Source organism: Pseudomonas sp. UC 17F4 (genome assembly GCF_900101695.1).
GTDB lineage: Bacteria > Pseudomonadota > Gammaproteobacteria > Pseudomonadales > Pseudomonadaceae > Aquipseudomonas.
The window spans coordinates 3070345-3085935 of record NZ_FNKV01000001.1 but is presented as its reverse complement, the minus strand read 5'-3'; the positions used below and the strand labels follow the sequence as shown (position 1 = coordinate 3085935).

Sequence of the window (15591 nt, the reverse complement as noted above, 5' to 3'; positions counted from 1 at the left end):
GACAGGGGTGTCGGCGAGCGTTTGAACCATCTTCACCCCTGAGCACTTATTTGTTAATTTTGTTTTTATGATCGATTGATTAACTTTTCAAAAGAATAGCCTAGCCCGATGAACGTCAAACAGCTGCGCGCCTTCGTCACCGTCGCCAAATACCAGAGCTTTGCCCAGGCTGGCGAACACCTGCACCTGTCGCAGCCTGCCCTGAGCCTGACCATCAAGGCCCTGGAGGACAACCTCGGCGGCGCCCTGCTCAGCCGCACCACCCGCAGCGTCAGCCTGACGCCGGAGGGCGAAGTGCTGCTGCCGCTGGCCCGGCAACTGCTGGCCGACTGGGACAACACTGAAGAATTGCTGCGCCAGCGCTTTACCCTGCAGCTTGGGCGGGTGTCGATCGCCGCCATGCCGGCCTTTGCCGGCAACTTGCTGCCGGCGGCGCTGAAGGTGTTCCGCCAGCGCTACCCGCGGGTCAACGTCACGGTGCACGACGTCATCAACGAACAAGTGCTGGAACTGGTGCGCCACCGCCGCGTCGAACTGGGCATCGGCTTCGAACCCGAAGCCAGCGAGCCGCTGCGTTTCACGCCGCTGTACCTGGACCGCTTCGTCGCCGTGGTGCCGGCCGACTCGCCGCTGGCGCAACAGCCAAAGGTGAGCTGGCGTGAACTGCTGGGCGAAGACTTCATTGCCCTGCAACGCCCTTCGGCGGTGCGCCTGCTGCTGGAGCAGCACCTGGCCGCCGAACACGGCAAGCTGGCGGTAGCCTTTGAAAGCCATCAGCTGTCGACCATCGGCCGCATGGTTGCCAACGGCCTGGGCGTCAGTGCCGTGCCGGCGCTGTGCATCGGCCAGATGCAGGAGCTGGGTGCGCGTTGCGTGCCGCTGATAGAACCGAGTATAGAACGGCGTATTGGCGTGACCCTGCTGGCCGACCACAAGCTTTCGGCAGCGGCGCAGGCGCTGCTGGAGGTGCTGCTGGAGTGCAACGCCGGCAACCTGCTATGAACTGCCGACTCACTCAAGGCAGATCGGCGACATAGGTCACTTGCGTCACACCGTTGACGATGCTTGCCGACGCATAACCGCCTGCCTTGATTCGTGCATCAACCGATTCATGCACCAGCAATGCGTTGGGCAATACCCGCGGGTAAGGCTGGCGTAACGGCGGCATGGCGCCAATGACCAGTTTGCGCCTGCCCTTGCTCCACACCAGCCGCGGGACCCATTCGGCGATTCGCCAGGCACGGTTCATCGAGTCATGGGATTGCGCCAGAGGGTCCGGGGCTACGCCGGCCAACGGGTTCAATTGCGCCTGGCAGGCCTGGGCGTCCAGGGCCAAACCTGCGGCACCGGCCTGGGCGAACATCCAGCGCAGGGCCACCAGGGCCAACTGCGACTCGGCAACCGCATAACCGCCACCGACATCACAGTGCACGCCGCGAAAAAACACCTCTTTGACATCGGTCGGATCTGTCGGCTTGGCCCGCCACAAGTGCTGGCGAAAGAAGCAACGACGCTCATCAAGCGACACGGCATGACGCACCTTCGCCACACTTGGGTTGCTGGCGGTAAAGGGAATACTGACCGGGTCATAGATCCAGCCCAGGGATTTCACCGTGTCGAACAGGCCAAGAAAGCTGATCTCCAGGTCGCGGCCAAACGTCTCCTTGAACTGGCGCTGTAGAGCAAAATCAGGGGTCTTGTCCTGGTCTCGGGCCAGCAGCATGGACCAGGCATAATCGAAAAGATGAGTCTGATGGGCCGGCACCAACCCCAGCCCATGCACCAGGGCGGCGAGCACCCTGGCCGCGTAAGCGCCGCGCGAGAAGCCGAAAACAAACACCTGGTCGCCCGGCTGATACTGCTCGGCAAGAAAACGATACGCCCCTTCAACATTGCGCTTGAGCCCCCAGCCGAAGGCCAGGCCAAAGATCCGCGCCGGCAGTTTCTGCCATTCGAACAGGGTTTCCTTGAGGCCGAAGGTACCGACGCCCTGATCATAGTAAGACAGGACTTGCTGCGGGTCAGGATTGAGTGCCCGCACAAGGCGCAGTATATGCGTCGGTTGCTGACTGAAACGGTTGTTGGTGCCGTCCAGGCATATCACCAGTTGCCGCGCCATGTGCAGAGCCTCCTGTGCTGACGCTTTGACTATAGGTCAATGATGCTTTATCGCCATCAGCTGCGTTGCAACAGCTATAGTCAGCACATCACGCGCAGTCGCAACTCCCTCTTCACTGGAGTCTAACCCGATGATCAGGATCGAACGCGGGCCAATCCCAGAGGTGTTTTCCTCCGCGGCGTTTACCCGGCTACGCAGTGAAGCCGAGGCGTTCTATCGCCAGCCTGCGGCGAAACGTGCCCAGGCGCGTTTTGGCTTCCAACGCATCGCCGCACGCTTGCACCCGGATATTCGTCTGCTCTGGAGTGAACGCCAGGTCAATAAGTGTGCCTATTGCGAGCAGTTGGTCAGCCGCCCGGAAATCGAACTGTTCAGACCGCGCTACGGCAGCACCGACTTCAGCGGTGGCGTCTCCGATGACCACTATTGGTGGTTGACGTTCGAATGGAGCAACTACCTGCCCAGCTGCGCCGAATGCAATGCACTCAAGGGGCCGCGCTTTCCGGTGCAAGGGCCACGGGCCAAAATGGGGACCACCGGGGAAGCCCTGCGCCAGGAAAAAAACCTGCTGCTCGATCCCGCTGAAGATGATCTTGATGGAGTATTCCTGTTTCTCAGCGACGGCAAGATCACCAGCGCAACCGAACGCGGCCAGGCCACCATCGATGTGCTGGGCCTGAACCGCAGCAACCTGATCAAGGCCCGGTCGGATGACCTGCGCAATCTCGAACACCTGCAAGCGCTGATGAAAAACAAGCGTCCCGACACAAAGAGCCTGGAATACCTGGCGCAAATGGTCAGGCCGCAGAGCCCGTTCTGCGCCATGCGCCGCCAGTTTGTCCGGGCCTGGGCGGAACAAGTGGTCGCGCAGTTCCCCAGCAGCCACAAGCGCATGACGGATTTCCTCAATTTCAACACCGCGCTGGGTGCCTCGAGCAGCGCGAGTAACAGCAAGGCGCTGCGCGATGCGTCCAGAGACCTGACACAACGAACCAAGGCGCTTGAGTCATTCTCGATCGAGCAATCGCAGCCGCCCGAACAACTGTATCGGATGTCTCAGTACATTGAGCGCATGGAATTCAGGCATATCCGCGCGGTTGACCACCTTCAACTCGAACCCTCGTTCAGCGATGGCAAGATCGGCTCCTGGTACATGCTGCTCGGTGAGAACGGCACGGGCAAGAGCACCTTGCTCCAGGCACTGGCGTGCGCGCTGATTGGCCAGAGTGGCGTTGAACGGTTGGGCGTGCAGGCCACCGACCTGCTGCAAAAAGGCGCAGCCCGCGGCGAAGTCAGGGTCGAGCTGTCTGGCATGTCGGAACCTATCGTCATGACCCTGACCCGGCGCGGCAACAAAATCAGCATCAAGCCAGCGGAGCCGAAAGTCATGGTACTGGCTTATGGCGCGACTCGTTTAATGGGTAAACCGCAGCCAGCCGACCCGTCAGCTGCGGCCAGAAGCAAAGTGGAAAACCTGTTCGACCCGACACGCTTCCTCGACAACGGAGTCCCCTGGCTGAACACCGCAAGTTCGGCAGAATTCAATCGCTTCGCCCGCTCTCTGACCTCGTTGCTGCCCAGCGCCGACGGCGTCCAACTGGTTCGGCGCAATCATCAGATCATCGTCAAGAGCCCCTCCGGGCAAGATACCCTGACAGCCGTCAGCAGTGGCTACCAGGCCGTGCTGGCATTGGCCATGGATATCATGAGCATCATGCGCCTGGGCTGGCAGGATATGTCCTCGGCTGAAGGCATTGTGCTGATCGACGAAGTCGACGCCCATCTGCATCCGCGCTGGCGAATGCGTATCGTGCAGCGCCTGCGCGAAGTGTTTCCGCGGGTACAGTTCATTGCCACCAGCCATGAACCCCTCACCCTCAGGGGGCTGGACAGCAGTGAAATCGCCGTACTGACCCGCATTCTCGATGGCCCGGTCACGGCCATGACCACCAAGAACACTGAACTGCCCTCCCCACGCTTCATGCGCGTCGATCAACTGCTGGCGTCAGAATACTTCGGCCTGCATTCGACCGAGGACGTGGAGATCGATCGCCTGTTCGAGGAGTACTACCGCCTGCTGGCCATGGAGCAACGCAGCCCTGGCCAGCAGGATCGCCTGCAGACCATCAGCGAGCAGTTGCGGGGCAACAACAAGATGGGCCTGACGCCTCGGGAGCACATGGTTTTTGAAGCGGCCGACAAGTTCCTGGCCGAGCGCATGGCCAGTGCCCGCGAGCTGCCGGCGGAGGATGAGCATGATGCGCTCATCGAACTCAAGAGCCTGTGGGAGGAAATCCAGCTTGAACCGGCCCAGCCTGTGGCGCACGACGGGAAAGGGCCTGAATCATGATCAAGGTACAACGCAGCGCCGCTCCGGCCGTGCTCGATGGGGCGCAGTCTGCCGGCCAGGACGAGACCCGGCGCGCGATCGCGCATATCGTCAATGCCACGCCTGCAACCCCGCCTCCGCCCTTTGAGTTCAGCGTGTACAAAGACCCGGAAATCGTCGAGGCCCTGCGCGTGCTGTTCCACAAGAAATGTGCCTACTGCGAATTCAATTACGCCGCCGGTGGCCCGGAAGACATCGAGCACTTTCGCCCCAAAGGCGCTGTGGTGATCAATGGCAAAATGAGCAAACCCGGCTATTACTGGCTCGCTGCCGACTGGGACAACCTGCTACCGTCGTGTATCGATTGCAACCGCAAACGCGGCAAGACCTTTGCCGATGACAGCACCGGCATGTCCGGCAAAGCCAATCTGTTCCCTGTGGTCAATGAAACGCTGCGCTGGCGCGACCACGCCGCGCAAAAAAATGAAATTGAGTTGCTGCTCAATCCTTGCGTGGACGACCCCGAGCAGCACCTGGAGTTTCTTGCCAAGGGCCTGGTCCGCCCCAGGACAATCCAGATAGCTGCCAACCTGGTGCCCAGCCCGAAGGGGCAAGTCTCCATTGAAGTGTACGGTTTATTGCGTCGCGACCTCGTCGAACAGCGCCAGCTCAAGGAAAAGCGCGTCAAGGCGGCGCTGGAACGAGCGCTCAAAGCCATTGAAATGATGCGCCAGGCTACCCATCCGGCGCTCAAGCAAGATCTCAGGGATCACGCCCGGCAATTACTCGAAGATGCCAGAAGCCACCTGGCACCAAACGAGCCTTTTCTGGCCGTTGCCCGCACCATTTTCAAGAACTACGGACTCGATTGCTGATGACTGACACGAAGGCCCCCCTCACACGATTGCAAACAACCTCCCACAAGCTTTCCAGGATTGGCCAGGGCACCTGGTACATGGGCGAAGACCCGGCCCGCCAGCACGCCGAAGTCGCCGCCTTGCAGCACGGTATCGAGCTGGGCCTGAACCTCATCGATACGGCCGAAATGTACGCCGAAGGCGGCGCGGAAACCGTTGTAGGCAAGGCCATTGCCGGGCGTCGCGAGCAGGTGTTCCTGGTCAGCAAGGTGTACCCGCACAACGCCAGCCTCAAAGGTATTCCCGCGGCCTGCGAACGCAGCCTCAAGCGCCTGGGCACCGAACACATCGACCTGTACCTGCTGCACTGGCGCGGCCAGTACCCGCTGGCGGAAACCGTCGAAGCCTTCGAGCGCTTGCGCGTCGAGGGCAAGATCGGCCGTTGGGGCGTGTCCAACTTCGATGTCGACGACCTGCGCGAGCTGTATCAGCTGAGCGGTGATTGCGCGGTCAACCAGGTGCTCTACAACCCCTCCCAGCGCGGCATCGAATACGACCTGCTGCCCTGGAGCCACAAGCGTAACCTGCCGACCATGGCCTACTGCCCGCTGGCCCAGGCCGGGCGCTTGCTCAAGCACCCGACCCTGGTCGAGATTGCCGAGCGCCATGGTGCGACGCCGGCGCAGGTGAGCCTGGCCTGGGTGATTCGCCAGGACGGCGTGATTGCCATTCCCAAGGCGGCGGACCTTGAGCATGTGCGCCTGAACGCGGCGGCGGCCAACCTGGTGCTCAGCAGTGAAGATTTGCGCGCGATTGACCGGGCCTTTGCGCCGCCGACACGCAAGCAGCATCTGTCGATGGTATGAGGGCCGCGATGCTGTTCAGTGAAAATCCCGACTGCGCACATCCAGCCCCTGCAACAGCGGGCTCAGATCCTCCAGGCGCTGGGCAATCAGGTGACGCACCCCGCTCTCGCACTCCAGCTTTCCGCTCACCCGCAGCAGTTGCGCGCCCACCAGCACCCGCCGCTGGCGCTCGGCCAGGTCGCGCCAGACCACCACGTTGACGTTGCCGAACTCGTCTTCAAGGGTGACGAAGGTCACCCCGCTGGCGGTCCCCGGTCGTTGGCGCCCGGTCACCAGCCCCGCCACGCTGACCCGATCGTTGTGTTCGGCCTGCTCCAGCGCTTGCGAGCTACGGCAACCCAGGGCATTGAGGCGGCGGCGCAGCAAGGTCAGCGGGTGCGGGCCGAGGGTGGTGCCGACACTGGCGTAGTCGGCGAACATGTCCTCGCTCAGCGACGGTTGCGGTAAATCCACCGGCGCCTCCTCTGGCGCCTCGATGCCAGCGAACAACGGCAGTTGCGCCTGCACCGCGGCCACGCTCCAGCGCGCCCGGTAACGGTCGCTGGCCAACCCGCGCAAGGCCCCGGCATCGGCCAGCAGCTCACGCGCACGGGCATCGAGCTGCGCCCGCAGGCACAGGTCACTGACATCGCGCCAGCCGCACTCGGCCCGCGCCTGTTCGATGCGCAAGGCGTCCTGCTGGCGAAAGCCGCGCACCTGGCGCAGGCCCAGGCGAATGGCCAGGGCGTCCCCTGCCCCCGGCTCCAGGCTGCAGTCCCAGTCGCTGTGGCAGACATCCACCGGGCGGATCTCGAGGTGATGACGGCGGGCGTCCTGCAGGATCTGGTCGGGGCTGTAGAAGCCCATGGGCCAGCTGTTGATCAGCGCACAGGCAAAGACTGCCGGCTCGTGGCACTTGAGCCAGCAACTGGCATAGGTCAGCAAGGCGAAGCTGGCGGCGTGGGACTCAGGGAAGCCATAGCTGCCAAAGCCCTTGATCTGCTCGAAGATGCGCTCGGCAAATTCTACGCTGTAGCCGTTGTCGAGCATGCCCTGGGTCAGCCGTTGGCGGTGCGGCTCCAGGCCGCCGTGGCGCTTCCAGGCGGCCATGGCCCGGCGCAGCTGGTCGGCCTCGCCGGCCGAATAACCGCCGGCGACCATCGCCAGTTCCATCACCTGCTCCTGGAACAACGGCACGCCGAGGGTGCGTTCGAACACCTGCTTCAGCGCATCCGACGGATAGCTCACCGGCTCAAGCCCCTGACGCCGGCGCAGGAACGGGTGAACCATGTCGCCCTGGATCGGCCCGGGGCGAACGATAGCCACCTCGATCACCAGGTCGTAGAAGTTCTTCGGCTTGAGCCGCGGCAGCATGGCCATTTGTGCCCGCGACTCGATCTGGAACACACCGACGGTGTCGGCGCGGCCGATCATCGCGTAGGTCGCCGCGCAGTCGGCTGGCACGCTGGCCAGGGTCAACCGGCGGCCACGGTGGCGATACAGCAGGTCGAAACAGCGGCGCAAGGCGCTGAGCATGCCCAGGGCAAGAATATCGACCTTGAGCAGGCCGACCAGGTCGAGGTCGTCCTTGTCCCACTGGATCACCGTGCGCTCGTCCATGGCGGCGTTTTCCACCGGCACCAGGCTGTCCAGCGGCTGCTCGGAAATCACGAAACCGCCCGGGTGCTGGGACAGGTGGCGGGGAAAGCCGATCAGCTCGCCGGTCAACGCCAGCACCCGGCGCAGCAACGGGCTGTCGGGGTCGAAACCGGCTTCGCGCAGTTGCTCGGGCGGCGGCAGGCGGTCGCTCCAGCGCCCGCAGCAATCGGCCAGGGCGTTGATCTGCTGCACCGGCAAGCCCAGCACCCGGGCGATATCGCGCACTGCACCGGCAGCGTGGTAGGTGCTGGCCACGGCGGTGAGCGCCGCGCGATGGCGACCGTAGCGGCGGAACACGTACTGCAGGACTTCTTCGCGGCGGTCGTGTTCGAAGTCGACGTCTATGTCCGGCGGCTCGTCGCGCTCGCGGGACAAAAAGCGCTCGAACAACAGGTGGCTTTTCATCGGGTCGAGCTCGGTGATGCCGAGCACGAAACACACCACCGAGTTGGCCGCCGAGCCGCGCCCCTGGCAGAGAATGCCCTGGCCCCGGGCGAAGTTGACGATGTCGTGGACGGTAAGAAAGTAGCTTTCGTAGTTGAGCTCGGCGATCAGCTGCAGCTCGTGTTCCAGGGACTGGCGCGCCTTGTCGCCAATGCCCCCGGGCCAGCGCTCACGGTGGCCGCGCTCGCACAGATGGCGCAGCCAGGCGCTGGCCGTCTGGCCTTCGGGCACCAGTTCGCGAGGGTATTGATAGCGCAACTGGCCCAGGTCGAACTGGCAACGCGCAGCAATGCGCAGGCTTTCTTCGAGCAATGCCGGCGGGTACAGCTCGGCCAGTTGCGCCAGCGGGCGCAGGTGCCGTTCGCCATTGGCGAACAGGCGCTGGCCGGCCTCGGCCACGCTGCAGTGATGGCGGATGGCGGTCATGCTGTCCTGCAGGGCACGACGACCACGGGCATGCATGTGCACATCACCGCTGGCCACGGCCGGAATATCGAGGCGCTCGGCCAGGGCCAGCAACTGTTGCAGGCGCCGCGGGTCATCGGCGCCACGGTGCAGCTCGACCGCCAGCCACAGCCACTCGGCGAACACCTCGCGCAACCAGTGGCCGCTGGCCTGGTCAGCCTCACTGCCGTCCGGCACCCACAGCGCCAGCAGGCCGTCCAGGGGCGTGGCGAAGTCTTCGCGCAGCAGTTGGTACTCGCCCTTCTTCGCCCGTCGCCGGCCCAGGGTGATGAGTTTGCACAAGTGCTGGTAACCGCCGAGGTTCTCGGCCAGGAGCACCAGCTTGGGGCCGTCGTGCAGGCGCACTTCGCTGCCGACGATCAGCGCCAGGCCCGCCGCCCTGGCTGCCTGCCAGGCGCGGACGATACCGGCCAGGGTGCACTCGTCGGTGATCGCCAGGGCCTGGTAGCCCTGCTGGCGGGCACGCTGGAACAGCTCCTGGGCACTGGAAGCGCCGCGCTGGAAGCTGAAGTTGGACAGGCAGTGCAGCTCGGCGTAGCCCGGGGTGTTCATGCGAACCAGCCCTGTAGCCACAAGCGGCCGTCTTCACCGAGGGTGCGGTAGGCCCAGCCGTACAGACCGCTGGCGGTACGCACCCGGTAGTAATCGCGGCGCACATCGCCGCCGTCCCACCAGCCGGACTCGATGCGCTCGGCGCCGGTCAGCAACTGCACGCCGACGCCGGGCAAGGCCTGGGGCTCGGCCAACAGCCAGCCCGGGCGTGGCGCACCTGGTAGCGCCAGCGCCTGGCGCGGCCCGTCGCCCGCCTGCCAGGCGCACTCGGGGCGGTGATCGGCCTGGGCCGCAAGCCCCCGTACCGCTTCGTCGCCCAGCCGCGCGCGCAGGCGTTCGCGCAGTTGCTCCCAGGGCTGGTTCTGTTGCGGGCGCGGGTCGAACAGTTCGGCGCGCTGCGGCACGAAGGCCGGCAGGTCTTCGGCCAGCAGGCGCAGGTTGCGCACCGGCGCGGCAATCTGCAGTTGCTCAAGGCGGCCACGGGCCAGCTCGAACAGCAGCGACGGATCACGCTCGGCCGCCAGCAGGCCGACCGGCACGCAGGTGTCGGGCCCTTCGCCGTGCTCCAGGTGCAGGGCAAAGCGCTGCACGCCGCTGTCGCGCCCGGCGAGGAAGGCGGCAAGGTCGTTGATCAGCCGGCGCAGGGGGAACAGCAGGGCTTGATGGGATTCGACATCGAAGTTCAGCTCCAGGCGCGCATCGAAGCGGTCCGGTGGCAAATAGAATTCCAGGGCCATGGGCCGGCGCCCGAGCAGGCGGTCCAGGTGCAGTTGCACCGCTGCGGCAAAGCGCCGGGCCAGGGCATCACGGGGCAAGGCCAGGACCTGGCCGAGCTGGCGCAGGCCCATGCGCGCCAAGGCGTTGGCGGCCTCGGCGGGCAGGCCGACGCGGTCGATGGGCATCTGCTCCAGCGCCGCGCGGGTTTGCTGCGGGCACTCAAGGGCCAGGCCGTCGTGGGCATTGGCGAGCATGCGCGCCGCCACCGGGTTGCTGGCCAGGACGATGCGGTGACGAAAACCCAGCGCCTTGAGCTCTGCGCGCAGCCGCGCTTCAAAGGCCGGCCAGGGCCCGAACAGGCCGAGGCTGGACTCGACTTCAAGCAACAGCACCCGTGGGTAATGCAGGCTGACCTGGGAGCTGAAGCGATAGGCCCAGGCGGCCAGAAACTGCTGCAATTGCTCGATAGCTGCCGGGTCGTGCTCGACGCAGGTAAAACTGCCGGCCAGGGCCTGGGCGGTGGTCAGCGCCTGCCCGGCGCGCAGGCCCAGGGCAGCGGCTGGCGGGTTGACCGCCTGCAAGACCCGGCGCTGGGCCGGGCCGCTAAGCAACACCAATGGCGTGTCGGCGTCGTCGCGGGCGCGCAGCACGGCGTCGAGTGCCAGCTGCGGCAGCAGGATACAGGCCCAGAGCATGATCCATCAGCCTCGCCCGGGGCAGGCAATGGGCGTGGCCGGAGCCAGGCCGCCGCGGCACTTGAGCACCCGCCACTGGGCCGGCTGGGCATCGACGGCAATGCGCAGCGCCGCCGGTGACGGGTTGAGCGCAGCCTGTTGCGGGCGACAGGCAAAGGCCAGGGTCTGGCCGCTTTCGGCGGCAACCTGCAAGCGGCGCAAGGCGCGATCATCGGCCTTGTGCGGCCAGCACAGCACGGCGCCGCAACTGCCCGAGCGCAAACACTGCTCGGCGGCCCAGAGTACTTCGCCGGCAGTGGCCTGGACCACTGCCAGCCACTGCAGGTCGACCCCGGCCGCCTGCCAGGCCGGCGGGTAGGGAATGAACGGCGGCGCAATCAGCACCACCCGCTCGCCGGCCTGGGTCAGGCGCGCCAGGCTCGGCCACAACAATTGCAGCTCGCCACAGCCTTCGGCCGCCAGCAGCAGCTCGGTCAGCGCCCCGGGCGGCCAGCCGCCACCGGGCAGTGCCGCATCCAGGGCGGCATGACCGCTGGGCTGCAGGCCCTGGGGCAAGGCCTGCGGGCGGCCCTTCCAGAGCCGTTGCTGGTCGAGCAGGCCGTCGAGGCTGACCACCGCGCCCATCAGCCGCGCCTCACCAGGCCGCAGAACACCCCTTCGATGACGAAGTCGTGCTCCGGGCCGACCTCGATGGGGGCATAGGCCGGGTTGCGCGGCAGCAGGCGGTAATGCCCGCCGGCACGTTCGAAGCGCTTGATGGTCACCTCGCCGTCCAGGCGCGCGACGATGATCTGCCCGTCACGGGCCTCGGCCTGCTGCTTGATGCCGACCAGGTCGCCATCGAGGATGCCGGCGTCGATCATCGAGTCGCCGCGCACCTTGAGCAGGTAGTCCGGCGAGCGGCTGAACAGGTGCGAATCGAGCATCAATTGTTCGTGGATATCCACGTCCGGGCCGATCGGCCGGCCGGCGGCGACCTGGCCGAGCACCGGGATCTCCAGCACCTCGGGGCGGCGCAAGGCACCGGCCAGGCGGATGCCACGGGCCTGGTTGGGGGTGACCTCGATGAAACCGGCCTCGGTCAGCGCCTGGATGTGCTTGCGCGCGACACTGCGCGAGGCAAAACCGAAGGCCGTGGCGATGTCGGCCAGGCTTGGCGGCTGGGCCTGATCGGCGATGCGCTGGCGAATGAAATCGAGAATAGCGCGGCGTTTGGGCGATAGTTTATTCATGGAGTACATTTGTACTCTTTTCCTACGCATCTGACCAGCCCCGCTGATCCGGTTATCATGGCCGGCCACCGCAGCGGAAGCCGACCATGCTTGATGCCCTGTTGTTCGACCTCGACGGTACCCTGACCGATACCGACAAACTCCACCTGCTGGCCATGCAACAGCTGTTGCTCGAAGAAGGCCGGGTGTTCACCGAAGCCGAGTTCGATGCCCACGTCAGCGGCCGGGCCAATGCCGACCTGTGCCGTTACCTGTTCCCCGACCGCCCGGTGAGCGAGCACCAGCTGTTCGCCGAGCGCAAGGAGGCGCGCTTTCGCGCCCTGTCGCCAACCTTGCAGCCCACCGCCGGCCTGCTGCGTTTGCTCGAACATGCCGAACGCCAGCGCATCGGTATTGCCGTGGTCACCAACGCGCCACGGGCCAACGCCGTGCACATGCTCGCCGCCATGGGCCTGGAGCAACGCTTCGAGCATGTGCTGGTGGCCGAAGAACTGGCCCGGGCCAAGCCCGACCCGCTGCCCTACCTCACCGGCCTTGAACGCCTGCAGGCGCGGGCGGCGCATTCGCTGGCGTTCGAGGATTCGCTGCCGGGGGTGAAGGCGGCCAGCGGCGCGGGGATCTTTACCGTCGGGCTATCGACCAGCCAGCGGCCTGAAGCCTTGCTGGAGGCTGGTGCGCAGTTGGTGGTGGAGGATTTCGACGATGAGCGCTTGTGGGCGTTGATCGGGCGGATGTCCGGCTGAAAGTGGGAGCGGGCCTTGCCCCGCGATCGAGCGCGAAGCGGTCGTAATCCGGGCACCACTTGATGGGTTGGCTGTACTGGCCTCATCGCGGGTCAAGTCGGGTCGCCGCACCGCCGCTCCCACAGTGGGTCTGTGGGGGCTTAAAGCCAGCCACAAAGGGTTGATGCAAAACCTGTGGGAGCGGGCTTGACCCGCGATGAATTCACCACCGTTCATCAGCCCTGCACTCACCTCTGTCGAATCCCCCACCCGACAATCGACCATGAGTACATTCCCCCAGCGGAGTCGTACCCATGGACAACCATCAAAATCCCCAGGTGGTCTCGCGCAGCGAATGGCTCAGCGCCCGCCGCCAATTGTTGCTGCATGAAAAGGCCCTGACCCACCAGCGCGACGAACTGAGCAAGGCCCGCCGCGCCCTGCCCTGGGTGCGGGTCGACCAGGACTACCGCTTCGAAGGCCCCGAGGGCCACCTGAGCCTTGGCGACCTGTTCGCCGGTCGCAGCCAGCTGCTGGTCTATCACTTCATGTTCGGCGAAGGCTGGGATGAAGGCTGCCCGGGCTGTTCGTTCCTGGCCGATCATTTCGACGGCGCCAACCTGCACCTGGCCCACCACGATGTTTCGCTGGTGGCGGTGTCGCGCGCGCCCTACGTCCAGTTCCAGGCGTTCAAACAACGCATGGGCTGGAAGTTTCCCTGGGTCTCGTCGCATGCCAGCAGCTTCAACCAGGACTTCGGCGTCGGCGCCAAGGGCAGCGACCAGTACAACTATGAGCCGTATTCGGGCGAGGAAACCGAGCTGCCGGGCCTCAGCGTGTTCTACCGCGATGCCGGCGGCACGCTGTTCCACACCTACTCAAGCTACGCCCGCGGCCTGGACATGCTGGTCGGTACCTACAACTTTCTCGACCTGATGCCCAAAGGCCGCAACGAGGAAGGCACCATGGACTGGGTGCGCCATCATGACCGTTACCAAGACCTCGCCCAACCACCCCACTGCTGCCATGAATAGCCGCGCTACCTAGTATTTTTGCCAGTAGCCAGCACGCCCTGGCGGTGCTCGAATGCACCGAGGCCTGTCGATCGACAGGCTCCACCCCGGAGGCAGGGCGTATGGAACTGTACTACGATCACACCTCTTTCGAGAGTAGCGATGCCCCTTGGAACGGCTGGGAAAAGCAACAGTACGGCCAAACCCTGGTGGTGACCTGCGATGCAGCAGGCTGCTTCGCAGCATTCAGCAACTTTCGTGGCAGCCTGCAAGGCGAGGTTCTGGGCAAGACCCTGAGCGGGCTGACGCCGACCCACGAATACCGGGTCTCACTGCGAGCCAGGCGCAACCGCCAAAGTGAGCAGACTCCGGCCCTGAGCTTTGCCCTGGACGGTGTACCGCTCGAGCACAGCCATACGGTGATCGAACCCTACTGGCGCACCCTGTGCTGGTACTTCCGGGCAACCGCGCCCAGCCATCGGCTGACGCTGATCGCCCATGACCAGCCATCCGACGGTGACGACGGTGCGGATTTCAGCTTCGACGACATCTGGATCCGGCCGCTGGTGAGCAGCGAGAATTTCGACGGCCAGCCCAATCAACTGATCGGTCCAGGCCAGAGCCTGCAACTGCCCACCCTGACGATCACGCCAACATCGGGCCCCGCCGACATCAGGACCGGCATCGTCACAACGCGACCCATCCCCGGCATGCGCGAAGGCCCTGCCATCGTCCTGCAACGCAGCCCGTCCCAACAAGTCCGTCAACGTGTGCGGCTCGACCTGGGCGTACCCTGCGAATCACTCAAGTTCTTCTGGACCATGCCGTACGGTGTAGGCGATATCAAATACTTCAACGCCCAGGACCAGTTGCTGAAAAGTAAAACCTACAGCAGCGGTCATGCCACCGCTCATGAAGTCGACTACCATGCCCCGGTTGAAAATAACATTGCCTGGCTCGAACTCAACTCGGGTTTCGAATCGTATCTGGACTTTTTTACCTTCTCGCAAGTACCCCGGCAGGACCGACCGCCGCTGTTTGTCGACCATAGCGATTTCGAGCCCCGTCCACAATCAGACCCCTGGAATGGCTGGCGCAAAGGTTCCAACGGCCAGGCGCTGGTATTGACCGACGACCAGCCAGACAACTTTGCGCGATTCGAGAATTTCCACGGCAACCTGCTCGGCGTGGTGCTTGGCAAATACATTCAGCGACTGGTGCCCGGCACCGACTACAGCCTGTCGATGCGGGTGCGGCGCGCAGGGCAGAGTTCGAAAACCCCGACACTTTCCTTTGATCTCGACCATACACCTGTCGAGGGCAGCTTTGCCGTGACCGACAGCCAATGGCACAGGCTGTTCTGGCGTTTCACCGCCACCCAGGAAACCCACCGGCTCGAACTGATCGCGCGTGACGATACCGGTAACGGCAACGACCAGGGCGCGGACTTCTGCTTTGACGACATTCGTATTCAGCCCGCCGTTGCCTTTGAAACCTTCGACGATGTCGAACTTAAGCTCATTGAAGCAGGACAGACCCTTACCCTGCCCACGTTATGCTTTACCCTGCTGCCAGGTTCCGGGGGCAACGCCGGAACTATCGAACGTACCAGCAACGAAGTGCCTGGCATGATGGAAGGCGGCGCCTTGGTGCTTTACGCTCCGGGGGCGCCGGACCGTACTCCACAACGTGTGCACATCGACCTGCTGGGGAGCTATTCAGGCATTCGCTTTGCCTGGACCTGGCACGATCTCCCCGGGTATGTGGCGTTCTACGACCAGCACGGAGTATTGCTCGAGGAGCGCGAAACGGTGCCAGCCGAAGATAAGCACCTGTGGGTGGAATACCGCGCGCCTGCCAACCGCCTGGTCTCGCGCATCGAGGTGCATGCACGCAAGCAATCGCTACTCGATTTCTTTACCTTTACCAGCGAGTGACCTAC

12 protein-coding genes are annotated in these 15591 nt (G+C 64.4%); 7 read left to right on the top strand and 5 right to left on the bottom strand.

Annotated features, from left to right (window positions below):
* Positions 1 to 108 precede the first annotated feature (108 nt).
* Positions 109 to 1002, top strand: coding sequence for a LysR family transcriptional regulator (locus BLR26_RS14275; protein WP_093381581.1), 894 nt, complete (start codon positions 109 to 111; stop codon positions 1000 to 1002).
* Positions 1003 to 1015: 13 nt separating this feature from the next.
* Here BLR26_RS14275 and BLR26_RS14270 read toward each other — a convergent pair whose 3' ends face one another.
* Complete coding sequence (locus BLR26_RS14270; RefSeq protein WP_093381578.1) at positions 1016 to 2119, bottom strand: DUF2235 domain-containing protein; 1104 nt, start codon at positions 2117 to 2119, stop codon at positions 1016 to 1018.
* 130 nt (positions 2120 to 2249) lie between these two features.
* Between BLR26_RS14270 and BLR26_RS14265 the strand changes: the two genes are divergently transcribed.
* Genes BLR26_RS14265 through BLR26_RS14255 form a run of 3 tightly spaced genes read left to right on the top strand, consistent with a single transcriptional unit; the run spans position 2250 to position 6171 of the window.
* Positions 2250 to 4469: an AAA family ATPase gene (locus BLR26_RS14265; protein WP_093381575.1), complete on the top strand. Its 2220-nt coding sequence runs from the start codon at positions 2250 to 2252 to the stop codon at positions 4467 to 4469.
* The gene (locus tag BLR26_RS14260) at positions 4466 to 5323 is read left to right on the top strand and encodes an HNH endonuclease family protein (RefSeq protein WP_093381572.1); all 858 of its coding nucleotides are present in this window, start codon (positions 4466 to 4468) and stop codon (positions 5321 to 5323) included. The genes BLR26_RS14265 and BLR26_RS14260 overlap by 4 nt, the downstream gene beginning before the upstream one ends.
* Entirely contained in the window at positions 5323 to 6171 is an 849-nt protein-coding gene (locus BLR26_RS14255; RefSeq protein ID WP_093381570.1) for an aldo/keto reductase, read from the top strand. The genes BLR26_RS14260 and BLR26_RS14255 overlap by 1 nt, the downstream gene beginning before the upstream one ends.
* A 15-nt stretch (positions 6172 to 6186) precedes the next feature.
* Here BLR26_RS14255 and BLR26_RS14250 read toward each other — a convergent pair whose 3' ends face one another.
* The 4 genes from BLR26_RS14250 to lexA are packed head-to-tail and all read right to left on the bottom strand — an operon-like array spanning position 6187 to position 11923.
* Positions 6187 to 9291 carry an error-prone DNA polymerase gene (locus BLR26_RS14250; protein WP_218124484.1) on the bottom strand — a complete coding sequence of 1035 codons (3105 nt, stop codon included), beginning with the start codon at positions 9289 to 9291 and terminating at the stop codon, positions 6187 to 6189.
* Entirely contained in the window at positions 9267 to 10682 is a 1416-nt protein-coding gene (locus BLR26_RS14245) for a Y-family DNA polymerase (protein ID WP_093381567.1), read from the bottom strand. Before BLR26_RS14245 ends, BLR26_RS14250 begins: the two co-directional genes overlap by 25 nt.
* 6 nt (positions 10683 to 10688) lie before the next feature.
* The gene (gene imuA, locus BLR26_RS14240; protein WP_093381566.1) at positions 10689 to 11306 is read right to left on the bottom strand and encodes a translesion DNA synthesis-associated protein ImuA; all 618 of its coding nucleotides are present in this window, start codon (positions 11304 to 11306) and stop codon (positions 10689 to 10691) included.
* Positions 11306 to 11923: a transcriptional repressor LexA gene (gene lexA, locus BLR26_RS14235; RefSeq protein ID WP_045194093.1), complete on the bottom strand. Its 618-nt coding sequence runs from the start codon at positions 11921 to 11923 to the stop codon at positions 11306 to 11308. Before lexA ends, imuA begins: the two co-directional genes overlap by 1 nt.
* A gap of 77 nt (positions 11924 to 12000) precedes the next feature.
* Here lexA and BLR26_RS14230 point away from each other — a divergent pair, with 77 nt between their 5' ends.
* From BLR26_RS14230 to BLR26_RS14220, 3 genes are all read left to right on the top strand, one after another.
* Positions 12001 to 12657 (top strand): HAD family hydrolase, encoded by a 657-nt coding sequence (locus tag BLR26_RS14230; protein ID WP_093381565.1) that lies wholly within the window; start codon positions 12001 to 12003, stop codon positions 12655 to 12657.
* A gap of 293 nt (positions 12658 to 12950) precedes the next feature.
* Positions 12951 to 13670, top strand: a complete 720-nt coding sequence (locus BLR26_RS14225) for a DUF899 domain-containing protein (RefSeq protein ID WP_093381564.1) — start codon at positions 12951 to 12953, stop codon at positions 13668 to 13670.
* A gap of 44 nt (positions 13671 to 13714) precedes the next feature.
* Positions 13715 to 15586 carry a hypothetical protein gene (locus tag BLR26_RS14220; protein ID WP_143013273.1) on the top strand — a complete coding sequence of 624 codons (1872 nt, stop codon included), beginning with the start codon at positions 13715 to 13717 and terminating at the stop codon, positions 15584 to 15586.
* The last annotated feature ends 5 nt before the right edge of the window (positions 15587 to 15591 follow it).

Coding starts and splice junctions, on each gene's coding strand:
- BLR26_RS14275 (WP_093381581.1), top strand. CDS start 109: ATGAACGTCAAACAGCTGCGCGCCTTCGTCACCGTCGCCAAATACCAG.
- BLR26_RS14270 (WP_093381578.1), bottom strand. CDS start 2,119: ATGGCGCGGCAACTGGTGATATGCCTGGACGGCACCAACAACCGTTTC.
- BLR26_RS14265 (WP_093381575.1), top strand. CDS start 2,250: ATGATCAGGATCGAACGCGGGCCAATCCCAGAGGTGTTTTCCTCCGCG.
- BLR26_RS14260 (WP_093381572.1), top strand. CDS start 4,466: ATGATCAAGGTACAACGCAGCGCCGCTCCGGCCGTGCTCGATGGGGCG.
- BLR26_RS14255 (WP_093381570.1), top strand. CDS start 5,323: ATGACTGACACGAAGGCCCCCCTCACACGATTGCAAACAACCTCCCAC.
- BLR26_RS14245 (WP_093381567.1), bottom strand. CDS start 10,682: ATGCTCTGGGCCTGTATCCTGCTGCCGCAGCTGGCACTCGACGCCGTG.
- imuA (WP_093381566.1), bottom strand. CDS start 11,306: ATGGGCGCGGTGGTCAGCCTCGACGGCCTGCTCGACCAGCAACGGCTC.
- lexA (WP_045194093.1), bottom strand. CDS start 11,923: ATGTACTCCATGAATAAACTATCGCCCAAACGCCGCGCTATTCTCGAT.
- BLR26_RS14230 (WP_093381565.1), top strand. CDS start 12,001: ATGCTTGATGCCCTGTTGTTCGACCTCGACGGTACCCTGACCGATACC.
- BLR26_RS14225 (WP_093381564.1), top strand. CDS start 12,951: ATGGACAACCATCAAAATCCCCAGGTGGTCTCGCGCAGCGAATGGCTC.